16 protein-coding genes are annotated in these 18,058 nt (G+C 40.0%); all 16 read right to left on the reverse strand.

All coding sequences use genetic code 11. From position 1 onward, the window contains the following. Window positions 1-80 precede the first annotated feature (80 nt). Entirely contained in the window at window positions 81-2,129 is a 2,049-nt protein-coding gene (locus tag P4S60_RS12240; protein ID WP_337116860.1) for a motility associated factor glycosyltransferase family protein, read from the reverse strand. A gap of 36 nt (window positions 2,130-2,165) precedes the next feature. Further along, window positions 2,166-2,465 carry a hypothetical protein gene (locus tag P4S60_RS12245; protein ID WP_337116121.1) on the reverse strand — a complete coding sequence of 100 codons (300 nt, stop codon included), beginning with the start codon at window positions 2,463-2,465 and terminating at the stop codon, window positions 2,166-2,168. Beyond that, the gene (fliS, locus tag P4S60_RS12250; protein WP_337116122.1) at window positions 2,455-2,883 is read right to left on the reverse strand and encodes a flagellar export chaperone FliS; all 429 of its coding nucleotides are present in this window, start codon (window positions 2,881-2,883) and stop codon (window positions 2,455-2,457) included. The genes P4S60_RS12245 and fliS overlap by 11 nt, the downstream gene beginning before the upstream one ends. A 38-nt stretch (window positions 2,884-2,921) precedes the next feature. Then, the gene (gene fliD, locus P4S60_RS12255) at window positions 2,922-4,328 is read right to left on the reverse strand and encodes a flagellar filament capping protein FliD (RefSeq protein WP_063706544.1); all 1,407 of its coding nucleotides are present in this window, start codon (window positions 4,326-4,328) and stop codon (window positions 2,922-2,924) included. Window positions 4,329-4,353: 25 nt separating this feature from the next. Continuing rightward, on the reverse strand, window positions 4,354-4,776 hold the full coding sequence (locus P4S60_RS12260; RefSeq protein ID WP_063706542.1) for a flagellar protein FlaG: 423 nt from the start codon (window positions 4,774-4,776) through the stop codon (window positions 4,354-4,356). Between the two features lie 86 nt (window positions 4,777-4,862). Next, window positions 4,863-5,834 (reverse strand): flagellin N-terminal helical domain-containing protein, encoded by a 972-nt coding sequence (locus P4S60_RS12265; RefSeq protein ID WP_105175247.1) that lies wholly within the window; start codon window positions 5,832-5,834, stop codon window positions 4,863-4,865. Between the two features lie 162 nt (window positions 5,835-5,996). Further along, window positions 5,997-6,971 carry a flagellin N-terminal helical domain-containing protein gene (locus P4S60_RS12270; protein ID WP_063706538.1) on the reverse strand — a complete coding sequence of 325 codons (975 nt, stop codon included), beginning with the start codon at window positions 6,969-6,971 and terminating at the stop codon, window positions 5,997-5,999. 431 nt (window positions 6,972-7,402) lie between these two features. Next, window positions 7,403-8,374: a flagellin N-terminal helical domain-containing protein gene (locus P4S60_RS12275; protein WP_063706536.1), complete on the reverse strand. Its 972-nt coding sequence runs from the start codon at window positions 8,372-8,374 to the stop codon at window positions 7,403-7,405. A gap of 347 nt (window positions 8,375-8,721) precedes the next feature. Beyond that, the gene (gene flgL, locus P4S60_RS12280) at window positions 8,722-9,954 is read right to left on the reverse strand and encodes a flagellar hook-associated protein FlgL (RefSeq protein ID WP_337116123.1); all 1,233 of its coding nucleotides are present in this window, start codon (window positions 9,952-9,954) and stop codon (window positions 8,722-8,724) included. Between the two features lie 2 nt (window positions 9,955-9,956). Continuing rightward, a complete protein-coding gene (gene flgK / locus P4S60_RS12285) occupies window positions 9,957-11,966 on the reverse strand; it encodes a flagellar hook-associated protein FlgK (protein ID WP_337116124.1) in 2,010 nt (669 codons plus the stop codon). A 13-nt stretch (window positions 11,967-11,979) separates the two neighbouring features. After that, complete coding sequence (gene flgJ, locus P4S60_RS12290; RefSeq protein ID WP_337116125.1) at window positions 11,980-12,948, reverse strand: flagellar assembly peptidoglycan hydrolase FlgJ; 969 nt, start codon at window positions 12,946-12,948, stop codon at window positions 11,980-11,982. 193 nt (window positions 12,949-13,141) lie between these two features. Next, window positions 13,142-14,236, reverse strand: coding sequence for a flagellar basal body P-ring protein FlgI (locus tag P4S60_RS12295; protein ID WP_054553304.1), 1,095 nt, complete (start codon window positions 14,234-14,236; stop codon window positions 13,142-13,144). Between the two features lie 12 nt (window positions 14,237-14,248). After that, window positions 14,249-14,932: a flagellar basal body L-ring protein FlgH gene (flgH, locus tag P4S60_RS12300; protein WP_063706528.1), complete on the reverse strand. Its 684-nt coding sequence runs from the start codon at window positions 14,930-14,932 to the stop codon at window positions 14,249-14,251. Between the two features lie 15 nt (window positions 14,933-14,947). Continuing rightward, the gene (gene flgG, locus P4S60_RS12305) at window positions 14,948-15,736 is read right to left on the reverse strand and encodes a flagellar basal-body rod protein FlgG (RefSeq protein WP_063706526.1); all 789 of its coding nucleotides are present in this window, start codon (window positions 15,734-15,736) and stop codon (window positions 14,948-14,950) included. A 21-nt stretch (window positions 15,737-15,757) separates the two neighbouring features. Further along, a complete protein-coding gene (locus tag P4S60_RS12310; protein WP_063706524.1) occupies window positions 15,758-16,522 on the reverse strand; it encodes a flagellar basal body rod protein FlgF in 765 nt (254 codons plus the stop codon). 160 nt (window positions 16,523-16,682) lie between these two features. Further along, window positions 16,683-18,050 (reverse strand): flagellar hook protein FlgE, encoded by a 1,368-nt coding sequence (gene flgE, locus P4S60_RS12315; protein WP_337116126.1) that lies wholly within the window; start codon window positions 18,048-18,050, stop codon window positions 16,683-16,685. Between the last annotated feature and the right edge of the window lie 8 nt (window positions 18,051-18,058).

The raw sequence follows: 18,058 nt of genomic DNA on the forward strand, positions 1-18,058 counted from the left end.
ACTGGATGAATGAATACATCAAGCCCAAATTTTTATCGTGAACCTATTAGATATAAAGATAAATTCTATTAAAAATATCTTTATTTACATAGTCGTACATTTTCTTTGTAATAGTCAGGAGCACCTTCAATAAATGAAATCCAGCAGTCAAGTGCTTTGTTGTAGTACTCTAAAATTTCCGTTTCATTACCATAGTTATAAAGTAATGATACTAATAAAGACGTGGTATAAAGCACTTCACCTTCAAACAGCAAAAATACGTTTAAATATTTCGCTGAATTTTTAAAAGAATATAAATAACGAACACTTTTCAGTAGGTTGTTGAGTGCATCAGAGCGAATAGCCGTTTCTTCTTTTAGCATTTCTGCCATTGTTTTACAGAATTCTGTAAACTCTTCGAAATGAAGTAAAGGCTCAACCTCACCTAAATCGACTCTCGTAGAGAAACGGTGCTCCTTCACATACTCAACGACTGCTGATTTACTTAATGAAGTAGGTTCTAAGTAGATATAGTCAGAATGCAGAGGTGTGGCACCTTTAATTTTTGCACCGTTACTGCAGTTATAAAAGTTAATCCCCTGATTTTGGAATGAATTTATTAACTTTTCCATTTGAATGTTGCCTACACTCATAAATTCATCAGTGAGTATAGTAGGAACAAAGTTTCCTGGCAGTGCGATTTGTTTACCTATCTTTAAAGGCTTATGTTCTACCTGACCTTCTTTGTTGTAATAAAAGCTCGATTTAGAGTGATGATAATCCTCATCAACATAGCCGTTATCTACACCAAAGAGGTAAATATTCTTAAAACCAAGATGACATGCATAACTCAACGCAGTGTTACCAACCAATGGGTTACAGTAAGAAAGCACCTCAGTGATTGGTTTTCTATTAATAAATTGAGCTAAATGTACTAACTGAGTTGCAGATTCATTCCCTTTAAGACCAAACCCCGTCCAAGGAAATAAACTAGAAACTGTTGGGTGCATCACATTCGTAACAAGCAAATTCATCTTCTTACGAGCAGACTCAGGCAAAAAGTCCCGTAAGAAATCATGGGTCATCTCTGTTCTTTCTAAAGCAACATGAAAGTCAGGAATAATTCCCTTTTTAACTAAAGCCGTTGATGCTGAATTACAAGATAGAATAACGACTTTGTCTTGCAGTTTTTGTAGAAATTCTATTTCTTGGTCGAGAGATGGTCCATTCGCAATGATAACTACAGGAAATTCAGCCATCTCTTTGTTCATTGGCTTTTGCACGCTCATTAGATTAAATTCATTTTCTAAATTACCAAGCGTGTGTGCGATGCCCATCATAGCGTCATCAAAAAAACCAAAACCGGTAAAAAATTGATGAAAATTAGTTTTAAACTCATCAATCCATTTATTCATTTTTTGAGATGGGTAATGTTGATAGAACCAAGTATAGCTAACAGACGCGATACCTACATTACGGCTTCTGTCATAGATATTTTTGAATACTTCGTCTTCAGATTTACCAATACCTAGGTAAAGAAAGCTACCATTTTTATCAATACTTTCTAAGATACTCTTCCATTCAGCTACAAATAAACTTGCAAAGAAGTAATCTTCGTTAGGCTCAATGATATTTATAAAACTAATTTCACGCTTTTCAATGAGTTCAGGTAAGTGATAACCAAGGCCAATACCAAACAACATTAGACTTGGCAGTTTCTCATCTAATGAGTTATTGACAGGTAAATTGGCCTTTGCTTCACCAAAAAGCTTCCCTAAATTATTCATCAAATCGATATGAATAAAATCTAACGGATTCTCTACAGATGAAATAGCTGAGTGATCGGTTTTGCCTAAAATTGGATTTTCGAGGTTTTTGTGAACTTGCTCAACAGCTTGCTTAATAGGATCTGAAGAGTACATAGGCACTCTTGTTTCATAATCAATAATATTCGCAGTGCCATTGTCGTTTAGAATAAATTGAAAGTGTTCACTTGGTTCGTATTTAAGGAATTTTTCAAAAATTTCAGGGAAATATTGCTTAAACGCTAAAAGATTTTCTTCAAACTTAGAATTTGCCTTATCCGCGAACTCTTGCTCTCTTCTTTGCTGCTCAATTGTCTCATCGATTTTATTTGAAAGGGACTCGATTTGAGCCTCAACAGAGGGGGTTTGGTCATTTTTTACCTACTTGATACTTTTATAAACATCGAGCTTCTTTTTGGTACGTAACTGGGACGCTATCGTTTTGGCTAATGTTTTTTTTCGGTTTTCTAAATTAGTCACTAAATCAACGAACTTATCATAAAATGCTTGATAAACCTCAACATTAGAATCAGCTAAGGGAGCATTTTGATCAAAATAAGTTCTAATGTCATGGTCTAATTTTTTAAAAGAAGATTCGCATTGTTCAAAATCTTCCTTGATTAATGATGAGTTGATTTGATCAATTTGCTTCTCAAAGTCAGCTAATTGATTATCCAACATTCGCGTCTACACCATTATCTAAAAGTGTTTTTTCACGAACATCGTGCGGAATGGCATCCCACGCTGACTTAATTTCTTTAAGAAGGTTAGAGACCTCAGTCACTATATCAGGATCGTTCTTAATGCTTGCGTCTAACAACCGGTCAATCATGTACGAATACAATGCATAAAGGTTTTCAGTAACTTCTCCACCTACTTCAAAATCTAAACACCCTCTTAGCGCTTCAAGAATCGCTGATGCTTTTGATAGATGCTCACTTTTGGCTTCAAGGTGTCTTTTTTCAATGGCCACTTTCGCCAGCACCATCTTTTCAATAGCGCCAGCCATTAGCATTTGAATGATTTCGTAACGGTCAGCACCTGCAATGCGAGTTTTAAGTGCTTCCTTTTGATAATTTTTAACTTTTGCGTTGTACATGGTTCACCTATATGCCTAAACAAAGAGAAAAATAACTTTTATGATGATGACTTAGTAAATCCTGGAAGACTAGATAGTTGTGCACTTAAGTACGTTTGCGTTGACTGCATTTGCGCTAACAACACATCTAAGCCTGCATATTGCTGGCGAAGTCTTGCTTCTAACTCTTCCATTCTATATTCATGATTAATAACATCATCTTCTAGGTCATCAAGTTGAGAATTTAAGTTAGTTTCTCGTTGATTCATGATTCCTTTAGAGTCTAAATAATTGTCAAAAAGAGACTCTAATTGTTTTGCTATCCCATTTTCACCTGCAAAAGCCTTGCCAATATCATCATAATTTTCATCCATAGCTTCATTTAAGCTACGGACTAGGCTAGATTTTTCCAAGTAACCATCTTTATCTACACCTAAACCAATATCAAAGATACTTGAAAACGGACCTGCATCCGTAATAGGTGTTGAAAGAGCATTAATTAATTGAGAATCGAATGAACGAATTGTTGAATCTGCATTTAGAGGTTTACCTACACGCGTTTGTAGGCCTATTTGGCCTATTAGGTTATTATAGTTCGCGATAAACTCATCAACTAGCTTAGTAACACTTTCAGTGTCTACGTTTACAGATAACTTTGCTGTTTCACCGTCAACACTTTGTCGCTTTGCAACAATTGTCATGTCTTGTACAGCATCTTTAAATGTATTGGTATCATTAACAATTGAAATACCATCTACTTTGATTTCTGCACTTTTAGCTTCATCACCTGAAGCAATTGCAATACCGCCTGCAGTAACGCCATCGTTAGCAAGTGTTGAAACATTATCAAGTTCGGCAGTATCGTTGGTAATAACTAAATCATTACCTGCACCTGATACATTTGATGTGAGAACTAACTTTGATTCAGTCCCCGTGTTAATGATATTCGCAGTAACACCAAAGTTATCGTCTGAATCATTAATTGCATCACGTAAATCAGCAAGCGTTGCACCCGCATCGAGTGTTAAGTCAAAGCTCTTGTCACCTGCAGAAAAAGACAATGTACCACCAGAAGCTGTAACAACATCATCTGTTGAGGTAAATAGGCCTGCATTAGATGTCGCTCGACTACCTTGAGCAAGCTCCACCACTTCAATGTTGAAATCCCCAGGTGAAATATCAGATGTTGGTGTTACTGATATAAGGTCGCCATCATCACTGGTCGGTTGCTTAATGTTCGCAATTCGCTTGTTAAAGTTATCTATATCAGCTAACTTTTCAATAGTATCCTGAAGCTTTGACATTGCAGATTTAACTTCGCCTAAAGACGAAAGCTCTACCTGTAAAGACTCTTCTTTTTCAGCGAGCGCATTTAGTTTAGGGGTACTCTCAGCTGATAGTGTCGCACTGATGATGCTTTCCAGATCAAGTCCAGAACCAACCCCAGCAGATGTAATTAATGCCATAGTAATACTCCTAAAATACTAATTGCTATGCCGTTCTATCGAACAACAAACCTTTATTGCTTAATTTATCGGCAAACTCTTCTAAAGCTTTAGCCACTTCACGAAATTCTTCTGTTGGAATTTCTCGAATTACTTCGTCATTTTCTTTATCAAGAACTTTGATAATGGGTGGATCTCCCTTTTCATCAAATTCAAAAATTAAATTTGTTGATGTAACTGGGATATAGCTATTGAGTTTTTCAAGGTTTTGTTTTACTTCGGCAATTAGATCGTTTTTGTCTTTTTGCTCATTTCTTTTTGAAACTTGTTCAATATCCACGGGCTCTCTACCAGCAATTTCTGTGCCTTTATTTGCTTTAATATCATCTATTTCGGCTTTTAAATTTGCAGAATTTCCACCGGCAGTAAGGTTATCATTAGACCTTTGCGTTGAATTAAGATCTATCATAGTAACACCTCTTAATATCTTACTCGGTAAGTATAAGCCACTTCGAAGCAAATTTCCTGAGCCTGAAGTGACTTATAAAACAAATATTAGCCTAGTAGTGAAAGCGCTACTTGAGGGCGTTGATTTGCTTGGCTTAAGATTGATTGGCTAGCTTGTTGTAAGATTTGCATCTTAGTTAAGTTAGCTGTTTCAGTCGCGAAGTCTGTATCTTGGATACGTGATTTCGCAGCACTTAGGTTTTCAGAAATATTAGATTGGTTACGGATTGTTGATTGGAAACGGTTTTGAACCGCACCTAGCTCTGCACGCTTTTTATCAACTACTGCAATCATCGCATCCATACCAGCTAACACGTATTGTGCATTTGTCTGAGATGAAACACTGATAGATGTTTCTCTGAACTTAGTTTGGAAGTCACTTGTTGCGCCGATAGCAGAACCCGCAATATCAGATACACCAGCAGCTAGCGTTGTTAAACCTTTACCACCAACAGCACTCGCTACACCAGCAATACCAGATAACGTGAAACCGCCATTTGTAGAGATACTGTTTGTTGCAGCAGTACCACCTACGTTTTGCATACTAAAATCGATAGTTTGCACAGCATCAGCACCTACTTGGAATTTAGCATCGTATGTGCCATCAAGTAAGTTTTGACCACCGAACGTTGTATCTTCAGCAACACGGTTAACTTCTGCAGAAAGTGAACGAATTTCTTCTTGAAGTGCTAAACGGTCTTCATCAGTATTCGAACCATTCGACGCTTGTTGTGCAAGAGTTCGAATACGTTGGAACATTGATGTTACTTCGTCTAGTGCACCTTCAGCTGTTTGCGCTAAAGAGATACCGTCGTTCGCATTACGGTTACCTTGCGTTAAACCATTAACTTGGCTTGTTAAACGGTTAGCGATCTGCATACCTGCAGCATCGTCTTTTGCACTATTAATACGTAAGCCTGATGAAAGGCGTTGGAAAGAAGTATCAAGTGAAGTACCTGATTTACTTAACTGTCTTTGTGCGTTCAAAGAACTCACATTAGTGTTTACATATAAAGCCATATTAGCCTCCGCTTTATCATTTTATAGCTAAACAGCGGGATACCCCTACCCTGCTGTTTAACCGACTTAGAGTCCTAGATTGATAGTTCTCTAACTCGTTTATCGGACGATAAAGCGAAAGCTTTAGCTTTATTTGTAAATTTTTTTAACTAATTTTTAATTTTAGCCTTGTAACAAGCTTAAAGCCGCTTGAGGTCGTTGATTTGCTTGACCTAAAATTGTTTGGCTTGCTTGTTGTAAAATTTGGTTTTTAGTCAAATTAGCTGTTTCTAAAGCAAAGTCAGCATCTTTAATTCGTGATTTTGCAGCAGATAAGTTTTCTGAAATATTTGACTGGTTACGAATTGTAGATTGGAAACGGTTTTGCACAGCACCTAGCTCTGCACGCTTCTTATCAACTACTGCAATCATCGCATCCATACCCGCTAAAACATACTGTGCATTAGTCTGTGAGGATACACTAATACCTGTTTCTGTAAATTTGGTCGCGAAATCACTTGTAGCACCGATAGCTGAACCAGCAATTTCTGATACACCTGCAGCAAGTGTTGTTAAACCTTTACCACCAACAGCTGAAGCAATGCCCGCGATACCAGACATAGTGAAGCCACCATTCGCTGAAACACTATTTGTAGCTGCTGTACTACCAACATTTTGCATGCTAAAGCCAATAACCTGAACAGCGTCAGCACCTACTTGGAAGCTAGCTTTATAAGTACCATCTAATAGGTTTTGACCACCAAAAGTAGTATCGGTTGAAATTCGGTTTACTTCTGCAGACAGTTGACGGATCTCTTCTTGGATTGCCAGTCTATCTTCATCAGTATTCGAGCCGTTAGCGGCTTGTTGAGCAAGTGTTCTGATACGCTGAAAAGTCGATGTGATTTCATCTAATGCACCTTCAGCTGTTTGAGCAAGTGAAATACCATCATTGGCATTTCGGTTACCTTGATTCAAACCCAAAATTTGTGATTGTAGACGGTCAGAAATTTGTAAACCTGCAGCGTCATCAGCTGCACTGTTAATACGTAAGCCTGATGAAAGGCGTTTAAACGAGGTATCTAAATCGCCACCTGTTCTATCCAACTGTCTTTGTGCGTTTAATGCACTAACATTAGTATTTACATATAAAGCCATAATAAACTCTCTTCTTATCTGTCAAAGTAAAGTCACTTATTTAAAAGTGAATTTGACAAAGTGACCCTTACAGCGGCAAATCTAAGTCGCCTGGGGCAAAAAACTGCCACTTTGCTTGTTAGTTAATTAACTTGAAGTAAATAGAGCAATTAATAGGCCAACTATTAATTTAGTTTTAAAAAGGAATGAAAAAAGGCTCCATTTAGGAGCCTTAAGAGAGATAAGTTTAAGAGTGGGTTTAATAACACAAATTATGGCATAATCTGTGCTTTATATTTTATGTTCTTACAAATGTTAGAACACTACTGTCAGGATTTTGAGCGCCTCCGCTTTATAATCCTATCTTAGCGCCTTTGTTAATACCCCATTAGACAAAGGCGCTTTTCTTTAAGTCAAAGTTTTGACTTCACTTTAACTCAAATTCCCAACTATTAACCTAGTAAGCTTAATGCCGCTTGAGGACGTTGGTTAGCTTGACTCAAGATTGTTTGGCTAGCTTGTTGTAAGATTTGCATCTTAGTTAAGTTAGCTGTTTCAGTCGCGAAGTCTGTATCTTTAATACGAGACTGAGCTGCACTTAAGTTTTCAGAGATATTAGCTTGGTTACGAATTGTTGATTGGAAACGGTTTTGAACCGCACCTAGCTCTGCACGCTTTTTATCAACTACCGCAATCATCGCATCCATACCAGCTAACACGTATTGTGCATTTGTCTGAGATGAAACACTGATAGATGTTTCTCTGAACTTAGTTTGGAAGTCACTTGTTGCGCCGATAGCAGAACCAGAGATATCAGATACACCAGCCGCTAGCGTTGTTAAACCTTTTCCGCCTACAGCACTCGCTACACCAGCGATACCAGATAACGTGAAACCACCATTTGTAGAGATACTGTTTGTCGCAGCTGTACCACCTACGTTTTGCATACTGAAGCCGATAGTTTGAACTGCATCAGCACCAACTTGGAATTTAGCATCATAAGTACCATCAAGAAGGTTTTGACCACCGAATGTTGTATCTTCAGCTACACGGTTAACCTCTGCTGATAATGAACGAATCTCTTCTTGAATCGCTAAACGGTCTTCATCAGTGTTTGAACCATTCGACGCTTGTTGTGCAAGAGTACGAATACGTTGGAACATTGATGTTACTTCGTCTAGTGCACCTTCAGCTGTTTGCGCTAAAGAGATACCGTCGTTCGCGTTACGGTTACCTTGGTTAAGACCGTTGATTTGTGATGTTAAACGGTCAGAAATTTGTAGACCAGCCGCATCGTCAGCTGCGCTGTTGATACGAAGACCTGATGATAAACGCTTGAATGAAGTATCAAGTGAGTTACCAGAATTCATTAATTGTCTTTGAGCGTTTAATGAACTAACATTTGTATTTACATAAAGTGCCATGATATTTCTCCCGAAGTAAACTTATCATTTACTCTCAAACTTACTCTAATTAAGCGGTAACTGTTATTTGTTACTCTGCTTGGTTAATTAAGTTATCGGTCCGCTCAAAAAATCCTTTAGTGAATTTTTAAACAATTTTTCATTTTTTATTTAACACACTGTATTTAAATGAAAAATATTTAATATTTTTAACTAAACATAGCTTCTGGTTGTCATTAAAATCGTTACTGTGAAGTATTGCTGAAGCTCAAAACGCTACAGAGAGTGCGTTAAAACAGCTGTTTAAGTGGAAAGCTAAAGGTAGGTTTTATAGGTTAAGCTCATAAAATGAGCTTAACCTAGATAAATTATAAGTAATCAAATAATGATAGGTTAGCCAAACGGCCAAATGTTGCTTGTGCAGCTTGCAGTGATGTTTCTTGTTTGGTCAGTTCAGTAATCGCTTCAGCCATATCAAGCTCAACGAGTTCCGCTTTTGCTGCTTTATTACTGGTATCTAAATCACTATTAGATTGTTCGATTTTCTTGGCCGTATTTAACCGACCACCTAAGCCAGCCTGAACAAGAGAAACCTGATTTTTGGCATTATCGAGTTGTACAATGGCATCCGCTAAAACCTGATCAAACTCATCTTGGGTTAAATTAGGATTTGTGAGTCCTGCAATCAAATCGTCCAAAGTATTTAACGCATTTTCTTTTTGTGGCGCTTCAAGGTCTACATCGATTTGGCCGTTTGTAACAGGCGAAACAGAAATTTCCATACCTTGATATTCGATTTTACCGTTTTCAAAGCTGCCGCTGTCAATTGTTACACCTGCTTGTTGTACCACATAAGTATTAGGTGTACCTGTAGTGGTAATAAAGCTTAATGTATTGGCATTTGCAGCCGCAGCAGGATCAGCGTTGTAATTAGCTTGGTGGAATTTATCGAAATCTGCTTGCTCAGTCACATAAATTTTTGAGCTTGTAATACCGCCTGAAACAGTGCCGTCGTTTGAGGCCACATTTAGACGTGCATTTACTTTTTCGAACGTATCAAAACCATTGTCACTTGATTTGATTTCTACACCTTCAGCCACTTTGATTTTGTGTTGCCCCTGATCGCCACCATATTCATAGCGACCAGACGTACTATTGTAGCTATATGAAGGAGTATTATCTTGGTAGCCTGAAAAGATAAACTTACCGTCTTCAGTCTTTGCATTCATTAAATCAAGTACAGTGCTTTGCAGTGCCTTAACTTCTTCAGCGATCCCTTCACGGTCGATATCACTATAGGCACCATTACCAGCTTGAATAGATAACGTATACGCAGACTCAAGTGCACCTTTAATATTTTGCAGTACACTTTCTTCTGTCGTTAAACGGCTATTCAGCATAGTGATATTTTTTGTGAACTGCTCATTGCCTTGAATGCGGTCGTTATAAAGTAAAGCCCGAGCCGTGGCAGAAGGATCATCAGCAGCAGTTAATACACGTTTTTGAGTATTAACCTGCTCTTGTGCCTTATTAACATTTTGCTGTGAGTTAAGAATAGAATTAAGGTTATTCTTATACATCATGTTATTTGAAATACGCATAATTACCTCGCCGCACTTAATAAGGTGTCAAAAATAGTACGTGCTGTTGCAAGTACCTGTGCTGATGCTGCATACGATTGTTGAAAACGCAGTAAGTTAGCCGCTTCTTCATCAAGGTTTACACCTGATAGCGATTCATACCAAGCTTCAGACTGATCAGCCAATGCTGTAAAAGCCGCACCATTGGTTTGAGCTTGACTGGTCACAACACCAATATCAGTGACAATGGCCGAATAAGCTTGATTAAAGGTTTTATGATTATCAGCAGTACTACTTGCTTCAACATTTTGACGCACTAGCTCACCGTTTTGTAAATTAGCTAATAACAAGCCATTGCGGTTATCGTCAAAACCCCCGGTGTTAAACTCAAGTGTGAAGGTATCACCTGTTGCAGGTGAGCCTTCAATATTGAAGTCAAAACCGTAGGTATCATAAGGCGCCCCTGCTTGAGCAAGAATATTCTCAGCAGGCGGTGTTATGGTAAACGTCGATGTACCGTTGCCGTCTGTGATTTGATATTCGTTAGCATTCGCCGTTTTCACAAGTGTGATATCACCATTCGCCAAGCTCGGTGGTGGACCAACCGTGATCCCCGTTGAGTTATCAATATCAGACACTGTGCCAGCAGAAATACTTGCATCACTGGTATTATTGATATCGTTCGCAGTTCGAATAGGCGATGCTAATGCTAGGTCTTCAGGGCGCTCAGTTTCAAGCTCTAGGCTCGTTGCAGCTTGTGAATTTAGCTTCACCATAAATTGGTCACCGGTATTTGCAGCACCGGTTACATTAAGCTGTAAACCAAACGCTTCACCGCCAGTGATGGTTGATGAATCAATCACACCTGCTGTTACATTGGCTGTTGACGCACTCCCAATGGGCTCACCTTTGTTATCGATTGCCTGAATTTCAACGGTGGTTGCACTGGTATAGGTAATAATAAAATCACTTGCTGGCAATTCGCTGCCTTTACCTGGTTCCACCGTTGCCGTCATTGTTGATGTGCCCGTATTAGCTTGATAGCCAAACGCATCAACGGTTGGAATCGCAAAAATATCACCACCAATTTCACCATTAGCATCCATACCTAAACGGTTTTGCTGATTAAAGGCATCAGCTAACGCTAATCCCATTTGACCAAGTTGGTTTTGCGCTGGCACTAAAATATCGTCACGAAACGCCAACAAGCCGCCAATTTTACCTTTTAACTTACTCACATCGACATCAAGCGGCACAGCTTTGCCACCGTTCACATCGAGTCTCAGTTCTTTAAAATTAGGATCAGGATCGCCACTGAATGAAAATAGGTTAAATGAGCCACTTTGCATGACAAGTGCTTGACCAGAGCCTAAATAGACTTGTTTTTCACCGTTATTACCGTCGAGTGTTTCAATATCAATCAGCTCAGATAAATCACGAATCGCTTTATCGCGCTCATTGTATAAACCACTTGATACTGACTCACGATCAGTACCGTGAACTGATGCAATCTTAGTATTTAGATCACTGATATTTTGGATCAGGTTATTGGCTTCTTCAGAAAAAATTTCTAGTTGCTCATTCACCACCGCTTTTTGGTCGACCACAATGCTCGATAATCTGTCCATTTGATCAATCAAGTTTTGTGCATCAGTCATTACCAATGAGCGTGCAACTGTTGATGACGGTTGATTTAAGCTTTCTTGTACGTTGTTAAAAAACGAATTGATACTGGTTGATAAGCTGTTTGACTCTTCAGAGAACAAGCTATCTACACGGCTTGCTTCAGTCACAAACTGATCAAAGAATGCTTTATTTGAGGTATCTCTATTTAATTGCTTTTGCGCAAATTCATTCAGTAAACGATACGTTTCACCACGACCTACTTGGTTGTCGATCATGGTTGTGAACTCAGTGCGCTCACGCACATAGCCCTCGGTATTAACGTTGGCGATGTTCTTACTGGTGGTTTGTAAAAGCTCAGAGTTAGCTCTTACACCGGCATTTGCTATGTCATATAAGCTAAATGACATGAGGGTCTACTCCTTAACGTACCAATGAAGCAGCGACGCTTTGAAGCTCAACGCGCTTCAATACCTGCTTAATTTTATCGGCATAATTTGGATCAGTTGCATAACCTGCTTTTTGTAACGAATCTAAAAAGGCAGCAGGCTCTGCGGTATTATTAAGTGCTTCTTGATAACGTGGGTTTTCATTTAAGAAATCCACAAAATCGTTAACACTGTCTTTAATCGATTGATAAGAGCGGAAACTAGCTTGCTTTTTAACAGGCACGCCTTGTTCAAATTCAAGCGTGACTTTACTCGCTTTGTCACCTTGCCAGCTTCTATCCGATTTAATATTGAATAAGTTGTTACTACTTGTGCCATCAGCTTTGCTGATGATGTGTTTTCCCCAGCCTGTTTCAAGGGCTGCTTGAGCCACCATCACTGCAGGGTTTAAACCAATCTTCTGTGCTGCATTTTTTGCGTGCTCCCAAATAGAGCTAATGAATGACTCAGCATCTTCAAAACGATTATCTGTTTGCTCGTTTGCTGATGTATCTGCAACAGGCTGTGGCTCAGATTTAATGTCATGGCTGTCATTCGTTATGCCGCGGGCGCGTTTATCACTATCAAACTCAGCCGTCGTTCTAAGCACAGACCCCGGGGTAAACTGTTTACCATCTGGCGAGAGCTGCTGAACGATTAAGTCAGCTAAGCCGAGCGAACCTTTTGATGAAAGCTCAACCGACATCTGCTGGTCATGCATCTCTTCAAAAAACTTAACACCGCTTGAATTAAATGGGCTGTCTTTATCTTCAAACGCTTCATTTGCCTTACGCATACTTTTGAGCAGCATTTGAGTGAAAATAGATTCAAATTGTGCCGCCGCTTTTTTCAGCGCCTCTTTTGACGCATCACTAGAGGCATCACTTTTTAGCGCACTTTGACGTAACGAGTCTAAGTTGCCTAAATCAAAAAAGTTTTGCTTGTCGAGATGATTAGTATCCATCAGCTTTTTGACACAATAGTTAATAATGAAAATTAAAATGCAAAAATTGCGCCAATAAAAAACTTTATAAATGAATGGCTAATAATGGATACAGGATTTGAGTAACTTCAGGGTCAAGGTTTTGACTGATATTTATACACTGAAGGATTAAGAGGTATAGAAACAAAAAACGCGCCCGAAAGCGCGTTTTAATTTAAATGATAACCAGTTGCCCGTTTATCGCCCCCGCTTCTTTTAAAGCTTCAAGAATTGCCATTAAATCCCCCGGCGCGGCCCCCACTTCATTGATTGCGCGAACGAGGTCATCTAGATTAACACCCGGATTGAAAACAAAAGCACGTGAGTCATCTTCATTGACATCAATAATGCTTTGATTGGTAACCGTGGTTTCACCATCACTTAAGGCATTTGGCTGTGAGACATTTTGCTGCTCAGCAATGGTGACCGTTAAACCACCATGGGTAATAGCTGCTGGCTGTAGCTTCACGTTTTTGCCAATCACAATTGTACCTGTGCGCGAATTGACAATAATTTTTGCTGCGGTATCTGCCGGTTTAAACTCTAAGTTTTCAAGGGTAGACAAATACGCAACACGTTGAGATGCATCACGTGGTGCCAATACACGAACAGAGGCTGCATCGATTGCCTGAGCGCTGTCAGGACCCACTAAGTCATTAATGGTTTGCTCTAAGCGTTTTGCCGTTGTGAAATCTGGACGATTTAAATTGAAGGTAATGTAGTCACCTTGCATAAATGGGCTCTTAATAGCACGTTCAACAATAGCACCATTTGGAATACGACCCACTGTTGGCGTGTTAATAATTACACGGCTACCATCAGCACCTTCTGCACCTAAACCACCAACTACTAAGCTACCTTGCGCAATTGCATAAGTATTGCCATCAACCCCTTTTAAGAAGGTTTGTAACAATGTACCGCCACGTAAACTGCCCGCACTACCAATAGACGACACGGTAATATCAATGGTTTGACCAGGCTTTCTGAACGCTGGTAACTCAGCATGCACTGCCACAGCAGCAACATTTTTAATTTTAGGTTTTAAGCTATCAGGTAAAGTGATACCAAAGCCATTCAACATGGCTTTAAAGCTTTGTTGAGTAAATCGGCTTTGCTCACCTGTACCTGGTAAACCAACCACTAAACCATACCCCACTAATTGGTTTGAGCGCACGCCCTCAACCATAGATACATCTTTGACTCGCTCAGCCTGTGCAGAAAACTGCAGGCTAATCAAGCAAAGAGCGATGATGTATTTAAACCCATTCATGACTTTATTCCTCTAAAATGGGAAAAGCGAACTACTAAAGAAACGAGACAGCCAACCTGCACTTTGCGTTTCTTGAATTTGCCCTTTACCTGAATATTGAATGCGCGCATTAGCAATACGATTTGATGTGACCGTGTTATCTGCGGCAACATCTTCAGGACGAACCAAACCTTCTAAGCGAATAAACTCTTCACCGGTATTCAAAGTGAGCCATTTTTCACCGCGAATAACCAAGTTGCCATTGGGTAGAACACGCATCACATTGACAGAAATATCACCAAATAAGCTGTTTGATTGGTTAGACTTTGAGTCACCTTTAAATGATGCCCCAGAGCCAATACCAAACTGAATGCTGTCACCACCAATGTTAACCGGGTTACCGCCAAGGCCTATAACAGGGTCTAAACTGGCATCCGTTTCTTTGTCGGTCTCGGTTTTAGCGGCTTTGGTGGCTTGCGTTGATTCTTGTAATTTAACCGTAATGATATCGCCAGCACGCAGTGCCTTTTTATCCGAGTACAAATCGTTTGATGAGTAACTATCAAACAACGATCCTGTAGGTACCATCGGCTCTGTTGTTGGCTCAGGGTACATAGGCGCATAGTAAGGGTCATCCTGAACCACATGATGATTTTGCGTTGTCATACAACCACCCAGCATTAATGCTGCCGATGTGACTAAGATAATATTACGCATGCTGCCTCCTACCCATTAAAGCTGTTGATTGATGTAACTAAGCATTTCATCAACCGCTGAAATCACTTTTGAATTCATTTCATAAATTCGTTGTGTTTCGATCAAGTTAACAAGCTCTTCAGTTACATTCACGTTAGAGGTTTCAAGGGAACCTTGAACCACCGTACCTAAACCATCGATACCTGGGTTACCTTGCACAGGCGCACCACTTACAGCGGTTTCTGTGTATAAGTTTTGTCCCATAGGCTCAAGACCCGATGGATTAATAAAATCACTAATCGTTAGCTGACCAATGACCACGTTGTCTGGCTGCCCTGAAATACGCACTGACACTTCACCGTCTTGTGAAACAGTAATTGATTGCGCATCGTCTGGAACGTTCATTTCAGGTTGCAAAGGAAAACCCGCGCCCGACGTTACAATGCGGCCATCTTCGTCAGTCGTGAATTGACCGTTACGCGAGTAGGCAATGTTGCCATCTGGTAATTGCACTTCAAAAAAACCTGGGCCTGAAATCATCCAGTCCAATGAATTTTCAGTGGTAAGCATGTTACCTTGTGAAAAGTTCTTTTGGTTGGCAACCACTTTGGCACCCGCACCAAGCATTAAGCCTGATGGCATTTCAGTGTCTTGTGACGAACGACCACCTGGTTGGTTGATGTTTTGATATAGTAAATCTTCAAATACGGCGCGGCTTTTTTTGTAACCGACCGTGCTGGCATTCGCGAGATTATTTGAGATCACCGAAATATCGGTTTGCTGGGCGTCAAGCCCGGTTTTACTGATCCATAATGCAGGATTCATAACTCTACCCTCTCAGTCATCTTAAACAATGCGTAACAGCTGATCTTGACGCTCATCGAGCTCTTCGGCTGTTTTCATCAATTTAACTTGTAATTCAAATTGGCGTTGATTGCTGATCATGTCGACCATTTCATGAACCGGGTTTACGTTTGACATTTCAAGCGTTCCCGATAGTACTTTCACATTTGGCGAAATATCACAAAAACCACACAGGTCATTGATCAGCATGTCTTCTTTTGGTCGAAATAAACCGTCATTACCTTTTTCAAGCTGAGTGTTATCAGCCTCAATCACTTTTAAGCGATCAACCACTTCTAAAAAGTTCGCTGGTGCACCTTGCGGGCGAACCTGGATAGCACCATCTTCACTAAACTCAACTTTCTCGATAGGTAATGGCAGAATGATTGGACCACCTTCGCCAATTACTTGACGGCCATGGCTGGTGATCAACGCGCCATCTGGAGTAATGTTTAATGTGCCTGTTTTGGTGTACGCCTCATTGCCTGATGCATCTTGTACACTCAACCAACCACGGTCACTCATAGCAATATCAAGCTCACGGCCAGTTTCTACATAACCACCTGATTGCATGTTAGATCCTGGGCGTTCTTGCATTGCAAACACCCTAGATGGCAGACCTTCCCCGAAGGCTTGCATAGAGCGAGCTTGTGCAAAATCAGCTTTAAAGCCAGTGGTGTTAGCGTTCGCAAGATTGTTAGCCTTGAGCTCAAGACCGCGCAAACTTTGCTTAGCACCCGACATGGCAATGTAGACCATTTTGTCCATAACATTGACTCACTAAAAATACGATAACTAAGAAATGCAATAAAAGTGCCAAAGTAAAATTGACGCTGAAATAGGAGAGAAAAATGAGCTGCTAGAATGAAAAAAGGCTGCCAATAGAGGGAGCAGCCTTCGTGTCGGATTATGCTTAGAGCCGTTAAGATTAACGGATCTGTAGGATGTTTTGTTGTAGTGTTGAGTTAACCTCAAGCGCACGTGAGTTAGCTTGGAAGTTACGTCGCGCACTAATCAAATCAACAAGTTCATTCGTTAAGTTAACATTTGATTGCTCAAGTGCTGATGAGTTGATTGAACCTAAAGTACCTGAACCTGGTTCACCAGCAATTGGCTCACCTGACGTTAAACTCTTCTTCCAAGAAGTATTACCTACTTGCTGTAAACCTTGTGAGTTCGAAAAACGAACCATTGCAACTTGACCTAAGAACGAGGTATCACCATTACTATACGATGCAACAATTTTACCATCAGAGCCGATATCAATACCCGATAGACGACCTACCGTCGCACCGTCTTGCTCAAGTGCTTTCACTTCAAAGTTACTTGCATATTGAGTTGGTACTTTATTCGCTGTTGCCGCTTCATCACGCCAGTTCATTGTTACATCATCTGGGAAGCTCGCACCATTAGAAAGTAAATCAGATAGACCTGTTGCAGCACCGGCACCATTTGGTAGGGTTAAAGGGTTAAAGGTTGTATCTGTATTTGCAACACCATCCGTGCTAAGTGGTAAACCGCTCGCATCAAATTGGAATGTAGTTAATGGAGTATAAGGTGTTGTTGTTTGCTCTACACCACTAGAATCAAATGGCTTTTCATCAAGTGTTGCATACACTTCCCACTCATTCTCATTACCTGTAGTTGCTGAGTCAGTTTTCACAAAGAAGAATTGTAAAATATGTGGCTCACCTAATGAATCATATACAGTTGTCGACGTTGAACTGTTGTAAGTCGCACTTGTTTCAGGATCAAATGGTGTCACTGTTGGCGCAGAGGCACGTGAATCAAGGTTAAATGATGAGTAAACATTCGTCGTTGCACGCGGTGAACCTGAAGCGTCAGGAATTTGTAGTGCAGATGAAGTACTTAAACTAACAGAGGTTGTATCACCGGTTGCTTCATCAACAGGGAAACCTTGTAAGTAATTGCCGCTCGCATCAACAATAAAGTTATCTTTATTAAGTTTGAACGCACCAGCACGCGTATAAGTAAAGTCTTGTGCACCTAAGTCATTAGCCATGGCGAAGTAACCTTCACCCGTAATCGCTAAATCTAAAGAGTTATTTGTGAACGATAACGAACCTTGGTGGAATTGCTGTGCCACCATTGTTGTTCTTACACCGTCACCATTTTTTGTTTTACCAGAGCTAAATACTGATGATGCGTACACATCAGCAAACTCTGCACGAGACTCTTTAAAGCCCGTAGTATTCACGTTCGCAATGTTATTTGCGGTAACGTCTAAATCTTTTTGCGCGGCTGCTAAACCTGTTAATGCAATATTGAAGCTCATAACTCACC

The organism is Pseudoalteromonas sp. Hal040, from assembly GCF_037162425.1.
Taxonomy (GTDB): Bacteria; Pseudomonadota; Gammaproteobacteria; order Enterobacterales; family Alteromonadaceae; genus Pseudoalteromonas; species Pseudoalteromonas gelatinilytica.